Source organism: Actinomadura bangladeshensis (assembly GCF_004348335.1).
GTDB lineage: Bacteria > Actinomycetota > Actinomycetes > Streptosporangiales > Streptosporangiaceae > Spirillospora > Spirillospora bangladeshensis.
Genome location: NZ_SMJW01000001.1, coordinates 24225 through 41408 on the forward strand (window position 1 = coordinate 24225; position 17184 = coordinate 41408).

At 71.6% G+C, this 17184-nt stretch carries 18 protein-coding genes; 7 read left to right on the forward strand and 11 right to left on the reverse strand.

Annotated features, from left to right (window positions below):
• The first annotated feature begins 1044 nt into the window (after nucleotides 1–1044).
• Nucleotides 1045–2088 (forward strand): hypothetical protein, encoded by a 1044-nt coding sequence (locus E1284_RS00125; RefSeq protein WP_131935815.1) that lies wholly within the window; start codon nucleotides 1045–1047, stop codon nucleotides 2086–2088.
• A complete protein-coding gene (locus tag E1284_RS00130) occupies nucleotides 2085–3200 on the forward strand; it encodes an SDR family NAD(P)-dependent oxidoreductase (RefSeq protein WP_131935816.1) in 1116 nt (371 codons plus the stop codon). Before E1284_RS00125 ends, E1284_RS00130 begins: the two co-directional genes overlap by 4 nt.
• A 22-nt stretch (nucleotides 3201–3222) precedes the next feature.
• Here the strand turns inward: E1284_RS00130 and E1284_RS00135 are convergent, their stop codons facing one another.
• The 7 genes from E1284_RS00135 to E1284_RS00160 form a co-directional block, all read right to left on the reverse strand.
• Complete coding sequence (locus tag E1284_RS00135; RefSeq protein ID WP_207923454.1) at nucleotides 3223–3747, reverse strand: enoyl-CoA hydratase/isomerase family protein; 525 nt, start codon at nucleotides 3745–3747, stop codon at nucleotides 3223–3225.
• Nucleotides 3734–3991: a Clp protease/crotonase-like domain-containing protein gene (locus E1284_RS42325; protein ID WP_207923455.1), complete on the reverse strand. Its 258-nt coding sequence runs from the start codon at nucleotides 3989–3991 to the stop codon at nucleotides 3734–3736. Before E1284_RS42325 ends, E1284_RS00135 begins: the two co-directional genes overlap by 14 nt.
• Nucleotides 3988–5157: a CaiB/BaiF CoA transferase family protein gene (locus tag E1284_RS00140; RefSeq protein WP_131935817.1), complete on the reverse strand. Its 1170-nt coding sequence runs from the start codon at nucleotides 5155–5157 to the stop codon at nucleotides 3988–3990. The genes E1284_RS42325 and E1284_RS00140 overlap by 4 nt, the downstream gene beginning before the upstream one ends.
• Nucleotides 5154–6050 carry an SDR family NAD(P)-dependent oxidoreductase gene (locus tag E1284_RS00145; protein WP_131935818.1) on the reverse strand — a complete coding sequence of 299 codons (897 nt, stop codon included), beginning with the start codon at nucleotides 6048–6050 and terminating at the stop codon, nucleotides 5154–5156. The genes E1284_RS00140 and E1284_RS00145 overlap by 4 nt, the downstream gene beginning before the upstream one ends.
• Nucleotides 6047–7099, reverse strand: a complete 1053-nt coding sequence (locus tag E1284_RS00150; protein ID WP_131935819.1) for an LLM class flavin-dependent oxidoreductase — start codon at nucleotides 7097–7099, stop codon at nucleotides 6047–6049. Before E1284_RS00150 ends, E1284_RS00145 begins: the two co-directional genes overlap by 4 nt.
• Before the next feature lie 94 nt (nucleotides 7100–7193).
• Nucleotides 7194–8411 (reverse strand): thiolase family protein, encoded by a 1218-nt coding sequence (locus tag E1284_RS00155; protein ID WP_131935820.1) that lies wholly within the window; start codon nucleotides 8409–8411, stop codon nucleotides 7194–7196.
• 1 nt (nucleotide 8412) lies between these two features.
• Nucleotides 8413–8811 (reverse strand): Zn-ribbon domain-containing OB-fold protein, encoded by a 399-nt coding sequence (locus tag E1284_RS00160; RefSeq protein ID WP_131935821.1) that lies wholly within the window; start codon nucleotides 8809–8811, stop codon nucleotides 8413–8415.
• Nucleotides 8812–9130: 319 nt separating this feature from the next.
• Here E1284_RS00160 and E1284_RS00165 point away from each other — a divergent pair, with 319 nt between their 5' ends.
• The 4 genes from E1284_RS00165 to E1284_RS00180 all read left to right on the forward strand — a co-directional run bounded on the left by E1284_RS00165 (nucleotide 9131) and on the right by E1284_RS00180 (nucleotide 12575).
• Nucleotides 9131–9922 (forward strand): SDR family NAD(P)-dependent oxidoreductase, encoded by a 792-nt coding sequence (locus E1284_RS00165; RefSeq protein ID WP_131935822.1) that lies wholly within the window; start codon nucleotides 9131–9133, stop codon nucleotides 9920–9922.
• A 41-nt stretch (nucleotides 9923–9963) separates the two neighbouring features.
• Complete coding sequence (locus E1284_RS00170; protein ID WP_131935823.1) at nucleotides 9964–10929, forward strand: NADPH:quinone oxidoreductase family protein; 966 nt, start codon at nucleotides 9964–9966, stop codon at nucleotides 10927–10929.
• Between the two features lie 189 nt (nucleotides 10930–11118).
• Nucleotides 11119–11661, forward strand: coding sequence for an HD domain-containing protein (locus E1284_RS00175; protein WP_165965057.1), 543 nt, complete (start codon nucleotides 11119–11121; stop codon nucleotides 11659–11661).
• A gap of 11 nt (nucleotides 11662–11672) precedes the next feature.
• Entirely contained in the window at nucleotides 11673–12575 is a 903-nt protein-coding gene (locus E1284_RS00180) for a 2-dehydropantoate 2-reductase (RefSeq protein ID WP_131935825.1), read from the forward strand.
• 14 nt (nucleotides 12576–12589) lie between these two features.
• Here the strand turns inward: E1284_RS00180 and E1284_RS00185 are convergent, their stop codons facing one another.
• The 4 genes from E1284_RS00185 to E1284_RS00200 form a co-directional block, all read right to left on the reverse strand.
• On the reverse strand, nucleotides 12590–13006 hold the full coding sequence (locus E1284_RS00185; protein ID WP_131935826.1) for a nuclear transport factor 2 family protein: 417 nt from the start codon (nucleotides 13004–13006) through the stop codon (nucleotides 12590–12592).
• Nucleotides 13003–13290 carry a nuclear transport factor 2 family protein gene (locus E1284_RS00190; RefSeq protein ID WP_131935827.1) on the reverse strand — a complete coding sequence of 96 codons (288 nt, stop codon included), beginning with the start codon at nucleotides 13288–13290 and terminating at the stop codon, nucleotides 13003–13005. The genes E1284_RS00185 and E1284_RS00190 overlap by 4 nt, the downstream gene beginning before the upstream one ends.
• Nucleotides 13287–14222 carry a TIGR03619 family F420-dependent LLM class oxidoreductase gene (locus E1284_RS00195; protein WP_165965058.1) on the reverse strand — a complete coding sequence of 312 codons (936 nt, stop codon included), beginning with the start codon at nucleotides 14220–14222 and terminating at the stop codon, nucleotides 13287–13289. The genes E1284_RS00190 and E1284_RS00195 overlap by 4 nt, the downstream gene beginning before the upstream one ends.
• A 181-nt stretch (nucleotides 14223–14403) precedes the next feature.
• Entirely contained in the window at nucleotides 14404–15243 is an 840-nt protein-coding gene (locus tag E1284_RS00200) for an enoyl-CoA hydratase/isomerase family protein (RefSeq protein WP_131935829.1), read from the reverse strand.
• 302 nt (nucleotides 15244–15545) lie between these two features.
• On the opposite strand from E1284_RS00200, the gene E1284_RS00205 reads away from it, so the two are divergent.
• Nucleotides 15546–17183 carry a class I adenylate-forming enzyme family protein gene (locus E1284_RS00205; RefSeq protein ID WP_131935830.1) on the forward strand — a complete coding sequence of 546 codons (1638 nt, stop codon included), beginning with the start codon at nucleotides 15546–15548 and terminating at the stop codon, nucleotides 17181–17183.
• Nucleotide 17184 lies beyond the last annotated feature (1 nt).

Here is a 17184-nt window from a genome sequence, read left to right on the forward strand (position 1 = left end):
TCCAGCAGCTCGTCCAGCAGCCGGTCATCGACCAGCTCCCGGATCGGACGACGCCCGGCGTCCTGGCGTGGTGTCGTGCTCGGACTCGCTCACCTCCGCCATGGTAGCCGGAGTATCGCTTACGGTAGTTGAGGTGGTGAGTCGATACGGTCGATCACGGACATGACGTGTGGTTCTCCTCCTCGTTCGAGAACGAATTCGGTCGCGAAGGCCCCTCGCCGCACAGCGCGTCCATGTCACCGGTTGCGGCTCGTGCGACCGCTGCGACGTGAGCTACGGCGTCCATGGGTCGGGTCCGCAGCGATCTCCTCCGAAGAGGGGGTACGTCGTCGGTTTCGTGCTTGACCGAGTCCCAGTACCGGTTCTGAAGTCGCAGTGCGGTCTGCACGAGTTCCTGGTACGCCGCGTGCGTATCTTGCGCGTCCTGGACCACAGGTGGCGGAACGACCTCGATGTAGTACTGATCGCCATGCTGAGTAATTCGGTACTGGTCAGAGTCCAGGCTTGCGGCCAGTTCTTCGTCAACTCTTGGCTGATACCGAGCCGGTCACCGTTCTCGACGAGTTGTTCGGCGACCTTCTTCAAAACTCAGCGCGTTCCTGCCCGCTGTGGGTCATCAGCCACGCGGCTACCTCACACGGTGACCACTGGCGACGTTCCAGGTTCACGAGGCCTTCGGTTGTTGCTCGCAGTCCAAAGGTCGCAGCAGTCGGCCCGGGACGGACGTCGGCGTCGACGCATCGACCGGATCCACGATCCGGTCGCCACAGCGGCGCAATATTATGAGCATGTTCAACTTCGCCGCAAGCACGAACTTCACAGACCGCCACCCCTCCGGTCACCGGGCGCAGGACCGGCACCGACGGTGTCGCCGCACCGGAATCACACTCACCAGCAGCTCATCGAACTTCTTTCGCCGCCCTCCGCACCCACCGCCGCCGTGCCCGTCGTCCCGTCTCGCGGACGAGACGAGCCTTGCACCAATGCGCTGAATCTGATTAGTTTCAGTCGGGTCGGCTCGTCGGGGAATCGGGGTGTACGACAATGACGATGCGTCCGATGGACATCGTCGGGGTCGGCGTCGACCTCCCCGAGCCGGTGGACGTGCGCGAGCTCGCGGCCGGGCGGGATGCGCCGGTGGAGGGGTACTGCGGCTGGACGTCGGCCTGCCACGCCGGGCCGGACGACCATCCGAGCACCATGGGCACCCGTGCACTGGACCGAGCCTTGGCGTACGGCCTCGTGGCCGCCGACCTCCGCCTCGTCGTCTACTGCGGGGCGGCCCGCGACTACCAGCCCTCGTGGTCGGTGTCCACTGAGATCATGCGGCTCACCGAGGCGACCGAGGCCTGCCTCGGGATCGACACGACGGCGGCCACGCTCACCGGACTCGACCTCGTGCACGGCCGGCTCGCCCTGCACGGCGGCGGACACGCCGCCCTCGTCGCGGTGGAACGCTGGACGCACACGATCGACCACGGCGACCCGGCGTCGAGCGCGCTATGGTCCGACGGTGACGGCGCCGCCGCGGCGGTCGTGGCCCTCGAGGCGGGCGCTCCGGGCCGCCTCCGGTTCGTCGCGGCGGAGTTCCGCAGCCGGAGCGAGTTCAACGGATACGTCAGGATCGAGTACGGCGGCACCCGCGCACCTCTGGCCCCCGCGGGGGAGGACCCGCACCGGCGCCGCGTCGTCGGCCGCTCCTGGGACGACGTCATCGCCGCCTACCGCGACGGGTATGCCGCCGGCTACGCGACGCTCCGCGCCCGGTTCCCCACCGAGCCCACTCATCTGCTGTGCAGCCAGATCAGCCCGGGAGTGGTCGGCATCATCGGGGTCGGAGCTCGGCCTGTCGGACCGGACGACCGTCACCGGCCACGCCACCGGTCACCTCGGAGGTCCCGACGTCCTTGTCGGCCTGCGCCGCTACCTCGACGAGGGCCACCGCGACCGGGCTGTCGTGATGGCCGCGAGCGCGTCGCATGCCTTCGGCACGGGCCTGCTGGTCTCCGACGACCCCTCGGGGTCCCCGCGCCTCATGACCCGCGGCCGACAGGGTCAGCCGGATCGACGGAAGGTGTCACCCCATGAGCTCTGCCCTGCTGACCGCACTCGACGACATCCGCCCCGGGCTGGAGGCCGACGGGTTCGGCCTGTTCGTGGCGTCCGTCGATGCCGGTCACGTCACGGTCTGCCTCGAGGCGCGCCCCGGCGCCTGCCACGACCGCCTGGTGCCCGACGACGTGCTCCAGCAGGTCGTGGAGTCGGCGATCCGCGACGCCGATCCCTCGGTCGAGCGCGTCACACTCGTGAAGCAGGTTTCGACACCGCACCGGAGCACTGAGAGCGACATGGTCGGAGCATCACCGTACGGAGGCTTCTTCGAGGAGTCCGTCACCGTCGTCACCGGTGCCGGGAACGGTATCGGCCAGGCCACGGCGCGGGCGCTGGCCCGGGCCGGGGCACTCGTCGTCGCGTCCGACGTCGATCTCGCCGCCGCCGAGGAGACCGCCCGGTCGATCGAGGAGGAGGGGTATACCGCCTGGGCCCGCCGGGTCGACGTGACCTCGACCGAGGACTACGCGGCCGTGCGCGACTTCTGCCTCGACACCTGGAGCCGGGTCGACCGGGTCGTGAACAACGCCGGCCTCGCCTCCACCGGGCTTCCCCCCGACCTCCCGATGGGCGAGTGGCAGCGGATCATCGACGTGAACCTGCTGGGCATCGTGCGCAGCAACGAGGCGTTCCTGCCCGTGCTGATCCGGCAGGGCCACGGCCAGCTGGTCAACACGGCCTCGACCTCGGGCATGTTCCCCTACGCCTACGACCGGCTGCCCTACGCCGCGACGAAGGCGGCGGTGATCGCGATGACCGAGGGGCTGGCCCTCTACCTGCGTCCGCAGGGGATCCGGGTGCACTGTGTGTGCCCCGCGGGGGTGCGCACATCGATGCCCAGCCGGATGCGTCACTTCGGCCCGGAGCGCACGATGGGGACCCCCGCCCTGCCGGTCGTCACCCCGGAGGCGATGGCCGCCACGATCCTCACCGGACTCGCCCGGGACACGTTCCTGATCTGTTCGGTGCCCGAGGCGTACGAGGAGTTCGCCCGCCGGGGCGCCGATCCCCAGGCGTATCTCGACGGCGCGATCGCGCGGCACGGTTTCCGGCCGCTGACCGGGCCCGGCACCGACCACGCGGGCTGACCGGGCCGGCAGCGGACGCGAGTCAGCCCGCGGACGCCGGCCGGGTCCGGGCGTTCGCGCTGAGCGTCTCCACGGCCAGGCCGTAGGGGACGCCCTCCGCGATCAGTCGCTTGAGCCGCTGCGTCAGGGCCATCCGGGAGTAGCGCAGGGTCAGCGGCGGCTGCGTCACGAGCCCGGCGGCGATCTCGTGCGCCCGCGGCAGCAGCCGATCGGGCGCGACGACCTCGGCGACGACCCCGAACTCGGCCGCCTCCTGTGCGGTGAGGGTGCGGGAGGTGAGCAGGAAGTGCCGGCCGCGGTTCTCGCCGAGGGCGTTCAGCCAGGCGGTGTGGTTGCCGTCGCCGGGCACGACCCCGAGGTCGAGGTGGTTGTCCCGGAAGGTCGCCCGGTCGTCGGCGACGACGATGTCGGACATGATCACCAGTTCGGAATGGACGTGCGCGGCACCGTTCACCGCCCCGATCACGGGCACGTCGATGTCGAGCAGCGCGGTCAGCAGCCGGGTGCCCTCGTAGATGGTGCGGTAGGCGCTCTCAGGGTCGGTCATCGGTGTGAAGGACCGCCAGTCCCCCCCGCGGGCAGAAGTCGGCGCCGCTGCCGGTCAGGATGACGACGCGGTTGTCCGGGTCCCCGCCGATCTCCCAGAAGGCGTCCGGGAGCTCGCGATGCCCCTGGCCACTGTGGATGTACGGACCGCCGTCGGTGTGCAGGGCCACCTCCAGCACCCCGTCGGTCCGCTCCATCCGGACGTGCTGGTACGCCTCGCTGTACTCGCTGAACGACCGGATCACGCTCGTCCTCCGACGATGCCGAGCCGCTGCAGTTCGGCGATGGCGTCCGAATCCTCGCCGAGTTCCTCGAGGATCTCGGCGGTGTGCTCCCCCGGTGCGCACGCGGGCCGGCTGATGGCGCCGGGGGTCCTGCTGAAACGCGGAGCCGGTGCGCCCTGCGCGACTCCGCCCGGGGAGACGAACGTCGATCGCGCCACGTTGTGCGGGTGCTCGAGCGCCTCGCGCCAGGACAGCACCGGGGCGAAGCACGTCTCCTCGTGCTCCAGCAGTGCGCACCAGTCCGCGCGCGACCTCGTCGCGAACAGCTTCTCCAGCGCGCGCTTGCGGCCCGGCCAGCTCGTCTTGTCCAGCTGCGGCCTGACCTCCTCGTCGGGCAGGTCCCGCTCGAAGCCGGTCAGCTCGCAGAGCCGCGCGTAGAACTTCGGCTCGATCGCCCCGACCGAGATGAACTCCCCGTCGGCGCACTCGTAGACGTCGTAGAACGGCGCCCCCGTGTCCAACAGGTTGGTACCCCGCTCCGACTGCAGGCCCCGGGCCTGCATCGCGAACTCCAGGGCGCTCATCGCGGCGAGTCCGTCGAGGATCGCGGCGTCCACGACCTGGCCGCGACCGCTCGTCCGCGCCTCCAGGACCGCGCTCACGACCCCGAAGGCGAGCAGCATCCCGCCGCCTCCATAGTCGCCGAGCATGTTCAGCGGAGGGACGGGTCGCTCGCCGGGGCGCCCGATCCCGTGCAGGACACCGGAGAGAGCCATGAAGTTGATGTCGTGGGCGGCGTCCTGCGCCCAGGGCCCCTCCTGGCCCCATCCGGTCGCGCGGCCGTAGACCAGCTGCGGCCGGGCCGCGAGACACTCGTCCGGACCGAGCCCGAGCCGCTCCATCACGCCGGGTCGGTTGCCCTCGAGCAGGACGTCCGCGCTCCGGACGAGAGCGAGCAGCACCTCCCGCCCGCGCGGGTGCTTGAGGTCCAGGCCGATCGAGCGGCGTCCGCGCTTGGTGACGTCGAGGACCGGGTCGTCGCTCGCCCGGGTGTCCCGGGCCCGGTCGACCAGCACGACGTCCGCCCCCAGGTCCGCCAGCATCATGGCGGCGAAGGGGACCGGCCCGAGTGCGGACATCTCGACCACCCGGACCCCGGTCAGCGGCCCGGAGCGCATACCCGTCATGTGTGCTTCCGCATGTCGACGAGTTCCTCGATGACGTCCTTCTCCCCGGCCGCGACGATCTCGGCGAAACGCTCGGACACCAGTTCCGGGGTCAGGGCGTCCGCGGCGACCTCGATCCCGGGGGTGTGGGCGACGTAGACCCGCCGCACCTCGCCGCCCCGCGCCTCGATCGTCTCGCCGTTGACCGGGCAGCTGTCGTGGGCCAGCACCGCCACCGGGTTCGCCACCGCCTCGGGCTTCCACGGCGCCATCCGGTCGCGGATCTCCTTCGAGCTGCTCTGCAGCATGCGGGTGAGCGCCCCAGGGCAGAGCGCGTTGACCTTCATGCCATGGTTGCCGCCCTCGACGGCGAGGTCCCTGGTCAGGCCGTACAGAGCGCCCTTCGCCGCGGAGTACGTCGCCCGCAGGCCGTGGCCCTGGAACATCGCCGCGGAACAGGTGTTGACCACCCGGCCCCGACCGCCCGCGACGAGATGGGGCCACGCGGCCTGGGTGACCGACCAGGCCCCCAGCAGATGGACGGCGAGGACCTTCTCGAAGACCGAACGGGGGGTGTCGACGAACGGGGCGGTGGGGTTGGTGCCGGCATTGTTGATCACGATGTCGACACCACCGAACCGGTCGACCGCAAGCTGCACGATCGCACGGGCCGACTGCTCATCGGAGACGTCGTGGCCGCTGGCGACGGCCTCTCCCCCGGCCTGCTCGATCTCCCGCACCACCTCCTCGGCGGGAGTGAGCGACGCGCCGGCCGAACCGTCCGGCGGTCCCCCGAGGTCGTTCACGACGACCTTCGCCCCCCGCGAGGCGAGGAGCAGGGCGTAGGCGCGGCCCAGGCCGTGCCCGGCGCCGGTCACCACCGCCACCCGGTCGTCGAAGCGCAACTGCGTCACTGGCGTACTTCCTCTCGGGACGTTCGGGGTCCGTTCGCGGCCTCCCGGACGGGCACCGCAGGCTCCCGCTCCACCGTGATGTGCGGGAGCACCTCGTCCGCGAACAACCGCAGGCTCGCCCACCCCAGGGCGGGCGGCATGCCGCCTGCCAAGGGCCGGAAGCAGAGCACGCCGCCCGGACCGAGCTCCTCGACGAGCGCGACACACTCCTGCGGAGTGACGACGCGGTAGTGCGGCGAGCCCTGCAGCTCGGCGAGACCGGCCGTCGGGACGTACCCGGTGTACTCCCCCGCGCCGGCGGCGAACCGCGCGTAGGAGTTCATCTCGTGCAACAGGTACGGAGCCAGCTCGGACCAGGACCGGTCCGGGTCGTCGGAGACGTGGAGGAACCGGGGGCCCGACGGCGGCATCGGGCCGGGGTCGGGCAGGCCGAGAGCGGTGAGCTCCTCCCGGTAGTCGGTCCACGCATCGGGCAGGTGCGGCGCGAAGCCGTCCCCCACCCGCGCGGCCCGGCGCGCGGCCGGCCTGGATCCGCCGCCCACGACGAGCGGGGGCCGCGGCCGCTGGTGGGGCCGCGGCGTCACCCGGACCCGACGGCCTTCGTACTCGAACGACTCGCCGGACCAGGCGCGTCCGAGCACCTCGAGCCCGCGGTCGAGGGCCTTGCCCCGCTGCGACATCGCGCGCCCGAACATCTCGAACTCCTCGGGGACATACCCCACCCCGGGCGTGACGACGAGCCTCCCGCGGCTCAGGATGTCCACGACCGCCAAGTCCTCGGCCAGCCGGATCGGGTCGTGCAGGGGGACCAGCAGCGCCCCGACGACGATGCTGATAGCCGAGGTCCGCGCGGCGACGGCCCCGGCCATGACGATCGGCGAGGGGAGGTAGCCGTCCGGGGCGCCGTGGTGCTCGTGGAGCATGACCGAGTCGAAGCCGAGCCGGTCGGCCCACTCGATCTGGTCCAGGGCGGCGGCGTAGAGGTCCGCCCGCGCGGCCGGGTCGTCACCGTCCATGCGCATGTCGTACCGGAGCTTGAGAATAGCCATCGCGACTCCGTCCGTTCCGCGCGACGCCCGTATCGCGCTAATGTGATCAGAAATTAGTACCACCCGGCCGGACGGGTCAACCGGGCCACCCGGGTCAGACCCCGCGCTCCAGGATGTGGACACCGCAGGCGGAGCCGAGCCCGATCACGTGGGCCAACCCCACCCTGGCCCCGTCGATCTGCCGGTCCCCGGCCTCACCCCGGAGGTGATGGCACACCTCCCAGACGTTGGCGATACCGGTCGCCGCGATCGGGTGCCCCTTCGACTGCAGCCCGCCGGAGACGTTCACCGGGAGCCTGCCGTCGCGCCACGTCGCCCCGGACTCGAACAGGTCGACCGCACCGCCCGGCTCGCACAGCATCAGGTTGTCATAGTGGACGAGCTCGGCGGTCGCGAAGCAGTCGTGCAGCTCGACGAGGTCGAGGTCTTCCGGCGCCACCCCGGCCGCGGTGTACGCCTGCTCGGCCGCGTTCCGGGTCAGCGTGTTGATGTCCGGGAGGACCTGGCACGCCTCGGTCCACGGGTCGCTGGTCAGGACCGAGGCACTGATCTTCACGGCCCGCCGGCGCTGGTCGGGGTCCATGCGCCTGAGCCGCTCACCGGACACGAGCACCGCGGCGGAGGCGCCGTCGCAGTTCGCCGAGCACATGGGACGGGTGTTGGGGTAGGCGACCATGACGTCGTTCATGATCTGCTCGAGGGTCAGCCGCTTCGTGTAGGCCGCCAGCGGGTTGAGCGTGGAGTGGGCGTGGTTCTTCTCGCTGATGCGGGCGAAGAGTTCGAAGTCGCCCCGGCCGTACCGGTGGATGTACTCCATGCCGACCTGGGCGAAGACGCCCGGCATGGTCTCGGTCCCGATCCGACCGTCGAGGGGAGCCACCTGGCCGAGCCGGCCGGAGGGTTCGAACACCGCGCCGTCGGACTTCCCCACGCCGCCGCTGCCCAGCAGGCCGGCCCCGGAAAGCTTCTCCGCCCCCACCGCCAGGCCCATGTCCGTCTCGCCGGCCTTGATGGCCAGCAGCACGGTCCGCAGGGCGGTCGCCCCGGTGGCGCACGCGTTCATCACGTTGTACACGGGCACCCCGGTCTGCCCGATCTGCTTCTGCAGCGCCTGCCCGAGCCGGCCGGGGCCGAGCAGCCCGTCGCCGCCCATGTAGTTGCCCGCCGCCAGCACCCCGATGTCGGACATCCCGACGCCGGCGTCGGCGATCGCTCCCCGCGCGGCCTCCGCCGCGAGGTCGACGACGTCGCGGTCCGGGTACTTCCCGAACTTCGTCATCGTGATGCCGAGGATCCACACGTCGTCCGTCACGTCACACCTGCGCAGGTTCGAAGCCGAAGCCGACGGCCTCGGTACCGGAGGAGTCCTCGCCGACCACGTAGGTGGCCAGGCGGACCTTCATGCCGAGCCGGACGTGGTCCGGGTCGGCGGGGGTGTTGATGATGTTGCCCTTGACCGAGGTGCCGTCGCAGTCGACCACCGCGGCGACGTAGGGCACCCGCACGCCGGGCGCGGCGAAGGACACGATGGTGAACGCCCGGATCTCGCCCTCACCCGCCACGGCGACGTCCCCGAACGCCGTCCCGAAGCAGCGGGAGCAGGCATTGCGGTGGTCGAAGTAGCGAGCCCGGCACTGCGTGCACTCGTGCGCGATCAGATGCGGGTGCTCACCGAGTATCAGGTAGTCGACGAGTGGGACCTGCTGTGTCATGCGATTCTCCGTTCGTCCCACGTGCGACTCTGCGTGAGGGCCGGCCGCGCCGCTGCGGGCCGCCGCGAGAGGCCCCGGGTGGCGGACCGACGTCGGCATGCCCCGCCGAAACGTCGCGTTCGGAGCCTCTTGCCACGAAATGTTATCAGCTTTAGGCTGGCGGCCGCCCCTGTGACGCCTCTTACAGACGTCGCGGTCGACGACCACAGGACCGGATCCGCCGCAGGCCGGATCCGGAACCCGTGACGGGCCGAGCACATCGGGGGCACCCCTCTCTCGACTCGCCGGCGCACGACGACAGCACAGGAGGGACACACCCATGACTGGACGTCTCGAAGGCAGGACCGCGCTGGTCACCGGGGCCGGAGGCGGGCTCGGCGGAGCCATCGCCCGGCTGTTCGCCCGCGAGGGCGCGACCGTCGGGGTGAACGACGTCAACGCGGAGGCGGCGGAGAAGGTCGCCGAGGAGTGCCGCGCCACCAGCCCGGACTCCCTCGCCGTCCCGTTCGACGTGTCCGACTCCGGCGCCGTGAACGCCGCGTTCGCCGATCTGGGGTCGCGGTGGGGGACGCTCGACGTCCTCGTCAACAACGCGGGGGTCAGCGCCACGGCGGACCCCGGGGTGCCGACGGAGTCCGTCCTCGACCCGATCCGGCGAGCGATCACCGAGATCACCGACGAGCACTGGCGGCGCATGATCGGCGTACACCTGGACGGCACGTTCTACTGCACCCGTGCCGCTGCGGAGATGATGGTTCCGAGCGGCGCCGGGTCCATCGTGTGCATCACCAGCATCGCGCAGCTGACCGGGCACGGGGCCGCCCACTACTCCGCCGCCAAGGGCGGCATCATGGGCATGGTCCGGTCGCTCGCCCGCAGCTTCGGCCCGCACGGCGTGCGGATCAATGCGGTCGCCCCGGGCAGCATCGACGCCGGCATGGCCACCCGCTACCCCCTGGAACGGCGGGAGAAGGGCCTCGCGTCGATCCCGCTCGGCCGGCTCGGCGCCGCCGACGACATCGCCTACGCCGTGCTGCATTTCGCCTCCGACGAGAGCGCCTACTCGACCGGGCAGTGGCTGTCGCCCAACGGCGGCATCTTCATCGCCTGATCCCGGACCACCCGCCCCTACGACGACCCTGAGGAGCGCCCGTGCGCGCAGTGAGAGTGACCCGGACCGACGGACCGGAGTCCGTCGAGGTACTCGACGTCCCCGAACCCGTTCCCGGTCCCGGTGAGGTACTGGTGGAGGTGGCGGCGGCCGGGGTCGCCTTCCCGGACCTGCTGATGAGCCGCGACCTCTACCAGTTCAAGCCCGAGCTCCCGTTCACCCTGGGCGGCGAGGTCGCCGGCACGGTCCGCACGGCCCCGGCCGGTTCCGGGTTCTCCGTCGGGGACCGGGTGGCCGCGTACACCGTGACCGGCGGTTTCGCGCCGCTGGCGACAGCGCCCGTCGACCGGGTGCTGCCGCTGCCCGACGGGGTCGGTCTCGTCGAGGCCTCGTGCTGTCCCCTGAACTACCCGACCGCGCTCTTCGCCCTCCGGGACCGCGGCGGGCTGCGCGAGGGGCAGACGGTGCTCGTCCAGGGCGCCGCCGGCGGGATCGGGACCGCGAGCATCCAGATCGCCCGGAGCCTGGGCGCGCGAGTGATCTCCGTGGTCTCGAGCGAGGAGAAGGCGGACTTCGTCCGGAGGGTCGGTTCGCACGAGGTCGTGCTCGTCGACGGGTTCCGGGAAGCCGTCGACGCGCTCACCGACGGGCGCGGCGTCGACGTCGTCGTGGACCCCGTCGGGGGGGACCGCTTCACGGACTCGCTGCGCTCGCTCGCCCCGGGCGGCAGGCTGCTCGTGCTGGGGTTCACCGGTGGAGAGATCCCCACGGTCAAGGTCAACCGGCTGCTGCTCCGGAACGTCGACGTGCGCGGGGTGGCGTGGGGGGTCTGGGCCAACTCGCATCCGGGGACGCTGCGGAAGCTGTGGGACGACCTGATGGGGCTCGCGTCGACCGGCGCGATCGACCCTCCGGTGCACCGCACCTACCGGCTGGACGAGGCGGCCGAGGCGGTCGCCCTGCTGGACGGCCGTGGAGTGCTCGGCAAGGCGGTCGTCGTTCCGTGACCGGAGGCTGAGGAGCGACGGCCGTCGTCCCGGACCGGTGGTCACAGACGTGCAGCGGCACACTAAAGCTGATAATATTTCTTGATCAGAAGTGTCTCGCCGACGGCCGTCGATCAGCTCTGGGGATCATGAACCCCGCGCTACGACACCGTCCGCGGTCTACGAGGACAGGGGAGGCGAAGCGCAGTGGTGCGACGACTCGATGCCGTTTCCGCCGACGAGTGGCGCGAGCGCAGGGCCGCGAGCACCGGCCCGCGACAGGTGGCGGGGCCGCTGCTGGACCTCCTCCGCACGAGCGCGACCCTGACCGTCTTCGAGGCCGACCACCTGATCCACCAGCTCCAGACCGCGACCCGGGCCTACCGCGCCGGCGCGGACGACGAGCTCGTCGTCGCCGCCCTCTTCCACGACGTGGCCGAGCTGACCGCCGGCCCGGCCCACGGCAAGGTCGCCGCCGAGCTGCTGCGTCCCTACGTGCGCGACGACGTCTACCACGTCGTCCGTACCCACTCCGACTTCCAGGGGCGCTACTACTACGAGCACATGGGTCTCGACCGGACCACCTACCTGCGCTGGGCGGACGAGCCCTGGTACGGGATCGCACTGTGCTTCAGCGACGACTGGGACCAGGCGGCGTTCGACCCCGGCTACGACACCCGCCCGTTGTCGTTCTTCGAGCCGATGGTGCACCGCGTCCTCGCCGAGCCCTTCCGCTCCCGCGCGTCGGCGTGAGGCCGGACGCGATGACCCGCCCGGGCCGGCCGCGCTGCGCCGTCGTCGGCGCCGGCGGAATCGGAGCCTTCTTCGGCGCCCAGATCCCGGCCGCGCAGGGAACGGTCGTCTACTGCGCCCGGCGCCCCTTCACGCGGCTACGCGTCGACTCCGAGATCGGCCCCTTCGACGCCCCGGTGCAGTGCCTCACCGACCCGGGCTCCGTCCCCGCCGACTGGACGGGGCTCGACTGGGTCTTCGTCGCGGTCAAGGCGCAGCACACCCGGTCGGCGGCACCCTGGCTCGCCCGGCTGTGCTCGTCGGCCTCCCGGGTGGTCAGCCTGCAGAACGGCATCGAGCAGCGGGAGACCCTCACCCCGCTGATCGGCGGTGCCCGGCTCCTGGAGACGGCGGTCTACTGCGGCGCCGAGCTTCTGGAGCCCGGGGTCGTCCGGCAACGCGGCGGCGCGCGGCTCGTCACCGAGGACGTCGCCCTGGCGACCGAACTCGCGGAGTTGTTCGTCGGAACCGCCGCCGTCGTCGTCGAGCGGAGCCCGGACTTCCGCACCGAGGCGTGGCGCAAGCTCATGGTCAACGCCGCGGCCAACGGGCTCACCGCGCTGACCCGCAAGCGCATGGGGGTACTGCGGGTCGCGGAGGTCGGCGAGCTCGCGAGGGCCGTGATGACCGAGATCCTGCCGCTCGCCCGGGCGGACGGCGCACAGCTGACGGCCGAGGACGTCGACCGGGCCCTCGCCGCGCTCCGGGCCCCGGGATCGGCCGAGGCGACGACATCGATGTACCAGGACCGGCTCGCCGGCCGGCCCACCGAGCACGATGCCATCTACGGTGCGGTCGCGCGACGCGCCGAACGGCTCGGCGTGGAGGCACCGCTGAACCGGGCGATCGGCGCCCTCCTCACCGGGGCCTGCTGATCCCCGGAGTGTCCCTACCGGCCCGGCAGGCGGGCGTAGACCCGGATGTCACGGTGGCTCATGCGCCACCGCCCGTCGGCGCAGGGCACCGCACGGTCCAGGTACCGGCCGAAGGAGCCGACCCGGCCCTCCCCCGCCAAGTCGACCCGCGCGAAGCAGGAGTCCAGCCGCACGCCGGCGCCGTCGAACTCGATCACCGTGTTCGCGACGAGGTGCAGATGGGGTACGGGATCGGCCACGCCGTCGAAGGCCGCGCCGACGGCGTCCCGACCGGCCAGCACGAGCGGCACGCTCCGCCCGGGCCCGAAGATCCGCACCTCGACGTCGGGCAGGAAGCAGCTCTCCCATCCCTCGGCGCCCGGAACCCGGTCGGCGCAGGCGCTGTAGCGGGCGAGCATGGCCTCGACGGCCTCCGTGGGGAACCGGTTCACGACACCGTCGGCCGAGTCCGTCCGACGACGGTCCAGCAGCCGTCCGCCCCGCGGGTCAGCTCGTCGACGACCCGCTCCCCCGCCACGATGTGCGGCTCCCGCGGGGCGCCCCCCAGGACGAGGCGGACGCTGGTGACCCTGGCGGAGTCCCCGATGATCTCGACCTCCGAGTTCGTGATCAGCTCGAGCCCTTCCGGGTCCTCCGTGACCGCACGCTCGCGGACCGCGCGGTAGACGGCCCGGCGGACCTCGTCGACGTCGGAGAGCGGCGGGAGCGCGCTCATGCGCTCACCTGGTCGGAGCCGCCCAGGACGCGGGCGCGGTCGGCCCGCTCGCGCCAGGCGTCGAGCGACCGCTCGAACAGGTCCCCGGGACCGGCCGGGATGGAGCAGACGACGCGCGCGACCCCGAGCTCCCGCAGCGTTTGCAGCTCCTCCACCGACGGCAGTCGGCGGGTGAACTTCTCCAAGTCGGCACGCCCCCACGAGGTCCCCGGGTACGCGATGCCGATCTCGACGGTGGCCGGATCCCGTCCCGATCGGTCCACCGCGTCGCGCACCCGGGCGATGTCCGCCGCGCAGTCCGTGGACAGGAGGCCGCGGTGGGGGAAGAACCCGTCGGCCGTTGTGACCAGGTCCGCGAGGTTGCGTTCGCTCGCCGAGCATCCCAGGTGGATCCTCGGGCCGCCCGGCTGCACCGGCGTGGGGAGGGACCAGCTCTCCGTGAAACGGACGACGTCGCCGTCGTGGGCCACCGCCTCACCGGTCCAGAGCTTCCTCATTGCGGCGATGTTCTCGCGCAAGTGCGCCCGCCGGCGCCGCGGCTCGATGCCGTTGTTCATCATCTCCAGCGGGTTCCACCCGTACCCCACCCCGACCTCGACCCGGCCGGCGGACAGCCGGTCCACGGTGGCGATCGTCTTGGCCAGGACGAGCGGTTTGTGCTCCGCGACGAGCGCGACGAGCGTGCCGAGCCGGATTCGGCTGGTGAGCGGCGCCGACGCCGCCAGCACGGCCCACGGGTCGGGAAAGCGCCGGTAGCGCTCGGGGAGGGCCTTGTCCCCCGCGTCCGGGTACCGGGTGTCGACCGGCAGGTGGGTGTGCTCGCCGAGCCAGAGCGACCCGAAGCCGCGCTCTTCCACGCCGGTGGCGACGCGCGGGACGAACCGGGCGAGGTCCGCGCTGTCCCCGTAGGGAACCAGGCAACCGACGTCCACGAGCGTCCTCCACGTCGTCGCATCTGCGCGGACTATCGCCTGTATCTTATCAGATTTATGCGGCGTTCCACGTGGCCAGCCTGATCAAGAAGTGCGGCGTGACCCGGCGCATCACGCCGGCCTACCGGGCGGGCACGCGACGGTTCCCGCTCGGCGGCCCCTGAGCGGCCGAGCCACCGGCTCAGCGCCCCTTCCACTCCGGGGGCCGCTTCTCCACGAACGCCCTCGGGCCCTCGAGCGCGTCGTCCATCGTGGTCAGCGTGTGGAGGAACATCTCGGCGAACCGCCAGTGCTGCTCGACCGTCATGTCCCGGCCCTCCCGCACCACCCGTTTGAGGAACTGCACGGCGACCGGAGAGTTCTCCCGCAGTTCGGACAGCGCCGCCGCGACCGCGTCGTCCATCTGCGCGCGATCGGGGAACAGGCCCTGCACCAGCCCGATCGCGTAGGCCCGCTCGGCCGACATCCGGGCCCCGGTCAGCTCCATGAACAGGGCCTCGCCCAGCGGGATCATCCGGGACAGGTGGACCAGCGCCGGCCCGGCCAGCAGATTGCGCTTCGGCTCCGGGAGGGCGAAGACGGACTGCCGGGTGGCGAACCGGAAGTCGCAGTACAGGGCGATCTCCAGACCTCCCCCCAAGGTGTAGCCGTCGACGGCCGCGATGGTCGGCTTGGAGCAGGCGTAGATCTCGTCCATACCCGGCAGCGCACCCGGCTTGGCGACCGGCTGATGGGCCCGAATGCGGGCCGATCCCGGCGCATCCCCGACGAGCGGCTCGCCCGACTCCAGACGCGAGGCCATCGCCTTCAGGTCGCCTCCCACCGAGAACGCCCGTCCCCCCGCCCCCTGCAGCACGACGGCGAGGACATCGTCGTCGCGGTCGGCGGTCACGAACGCCTCGGCGAGCGCCCGTTGCAGCTCACGATTCAGGGCATTGAGCGCTTCCGGCCGGTTCATCGTCACATACGCGACCCCGTCGCGGACGGAGTAGTCGAGCGGACTGGACAGCGTGTCGGACATCGGCGGCCTCTCGCCTCGGAGCTCAGGGCTCGCCCGGGACCCGACTCCCGGTCCGGACCTGCCCACGAGAGTACTGAATAGTATAACATTCAGTGGTCACCCTGGCGCGGCGCGGACCGAGGGGAGGAACATGGCCGAGCGGATCCGGCCGCATCGAGGCCGAGGACATCAGCCGCACGATGCTCTTCCTCGTGAGTGACGCCGCGAGGCCCGGCACCGGGGAGACGGTGTCCGTCTCCGCCGGGCAGACGCGTTGAACGTGGGATGACACCGGGCCCGACAAGTTCCGAGGGAGCGAAGCTGTGAGCGAGGCGAGCAGGACCGGAGCCCGGCGCATCGGTCCGTCCGCGTACTGGCCGACCGACGAGAGCATGGAGCTGCACCGGACCACGATCGGTGCGGTGCTGCGCGACCGCGCCGCGACGGTGCCGGACACGACGGCCGTGTTCTGGCTGCAGGGCGACGACCTGCGATCGATGACCTACGCCCGGCTGCTGGAGCAGTCCCTGGAGTGCGCCGCCCGCATCATGGCGGTCACGCAGTCCGCGGGCGACCGGGTGGCGGTCTGGACACCGAACACGGTCGAGTGGGTCGTCGTGTACTACGCGTGCGCGCTGAGCGGCCGTGTCCTCGTCCCGCTCAATCCCATGCTGAGCGACGGCGAGTTCGTCCACTCCCTGCAGCACTGCGGTGCTCCCGTCGTGCTCGCGGCGGCCGACTTCCGGGACCGGAACCTGCTGGGTCGGGCGAAGCAGCTCGCGCCGGAACTGGGTGTCCGGGCGCACGACCTCCGCCGGTGGGCCGACCTCCCCACGTCGTCCGAGCCGCTGCCGGAGGTCGGCCCCGCCGACCCCCTGCTCATCCAGTACACCTCGGGCACCACGGGCAAGCCGAAGGGTGCCGTGCTGTCCCACTCGTGTGCCTACAACAACGCCCAGCTGCGCGGACGGCTGATGCAGCCCGGCGACGCCGAGGTCTGGTGCTCGCCCGCGGGCTTCCACCACGTCGGGGGATCAGTCTCTCGGGTCCTGGGCGCGCTCGCACTGTCGGGCGCCGTCGTGGTCGTCACCGAGCCGAAGGGATCCGTGGTCGTCGACCTGCTGGAGCGCACCCGGGTCACCCATGCCGGCCTGATCGGCAAACTGGCGCTGGACTTCCTCGACGCGGTGGGCGCGGGCCGCAGCTTCCCCGCCCTGACCAGTGTCGCCCTGGGCGGCACGACCGTGACCCCGGACGTGGTGCAGCGCATCATCGACGCGGTCGGCGTCGCCGTGGTCAACGGCTACGGCCAGTCCGAGACCCCGCACATCACTGGCACCCGGTCGAACGACAGCCTGGACGACAGGCTCCACACCATCGGACGTCCGCTCCCCCAGCGTGAGCTCTGCATCATGCGGCCCGGGACCGGCGAATACGCCGATCTCGACGAGACGGGTGAGATCTGCACCCGCGGACCGCTGATCATGGACGGGTACTTCGAGGACCCGGTGGCCACCGCCGCCACCATCGACGAGAACGGCTGGCTGCACACCGGCGACCTGGGCTCCATGGACGAGCGCGGCTTCCTCACCTTCCGCGGACGCCTGCGGGAGGTCGTGATCCGCGGCGGCGAGAACGTCTACCCGGTCGAGGTCGAGGGCGCGCTGGCGCTGTGCGACGGGGTCGAGGAGGTCGCCGTCGTCGGCGTGCCGGACGCACGGTGGGGCGAGCAGCTGCTGGCGGTCGTCCGAGCTCGCCCGGGCGCCGCACTCGACGCCGAGGTCCTCCGTGCGCACGCGGCCGGCCACCTGGCCCCGTTCAAGATCCCGCGGTACTGGCGGTTCACCTCCGACATGCCCCGGACCGCATCCGGCAAGATCCGCAAGAACGCCCTGGTCGACACCTTTGGGGCGGAGCTGTCCGAGCCGGAGGACGCGCCCGCGGACGCGTCCCGCGCCTGAC

Excerpts from the sequence above, each read along its gene's own strand:
- E1284_RS00125 (WP_131935815.1), top strand. The coding sequence starts at position 1,045 with ATGACGATGCGTCCGATGGACATCGTCGGGGTCGGCGTCGACCTCCCC.
- E1284_RS00130 (WP_131935816.1), top strand. The coding sequence starts at position 2,085 with ATGAGCTCTGCCCTGCTGACCGCACTCGACGACATCCGCCCCGGGCTG.
- E1284_RS00135 (WP_207923454.1), bottom strand. The coding sequence starts at position 3,747 with ATGACCGACCCTGAGAGCGCCTACCGCACCATCTACGAGGGCACCCGG.
- E1284_RS00140 (WP_131935817.1), bottom strand. The coding sequence starts at position 5,157 with ATGACGGGTATGCGCTCCGGGCCGCTGACCGGGGTCCGGGTGGTCGAG.
- E1284_RS00150 (WP_131935819.1), bottom strand. The coding sequence starts at position 7,099 with ATGGCTATTCTCAAGCTCCGGTACGACATGCGCATGGACGGTGACGAC.
- E1284_RS00160 (WP_131935821.1), bottom strand. The coding sequence starts at position 8,811 with ATGACACAGCAGGTCCCACTCGTCGACTACCTGATACTCGGTGAGCAC.
- E1284_RS00165 (WP_131935822.1), top strand. The coding sequence starts at position 9,131 with ATGACTGGACGTCTCGAAGGCAGGACCGCGCTGGTCACCGGGGCCGGA.
- E1284_RS00180 (WP_131935825.1), top strand. The coding sequence starts at position 11,673 with ATGACCCGCCCGGGCCGGCCGCGCTGCGCCGTCGTCGGCGCCGGCGGA.
- E1284_RS00190 (WP_131935827.1), bottom strand. The coding sequence starts at position 13,290 with ATGAGCGCGCTCCCGCCGCTCTCCGACGTCGACGAGGTCCGCCGGGCC.
- E1284_RS00200 (WP_131935829.1), bottom strand. The coding sequence starts at position 15,243 with ATGTCCGACACGCTGTCCAGTCCGCTCGACTACTCCGTCCGCGACGGG.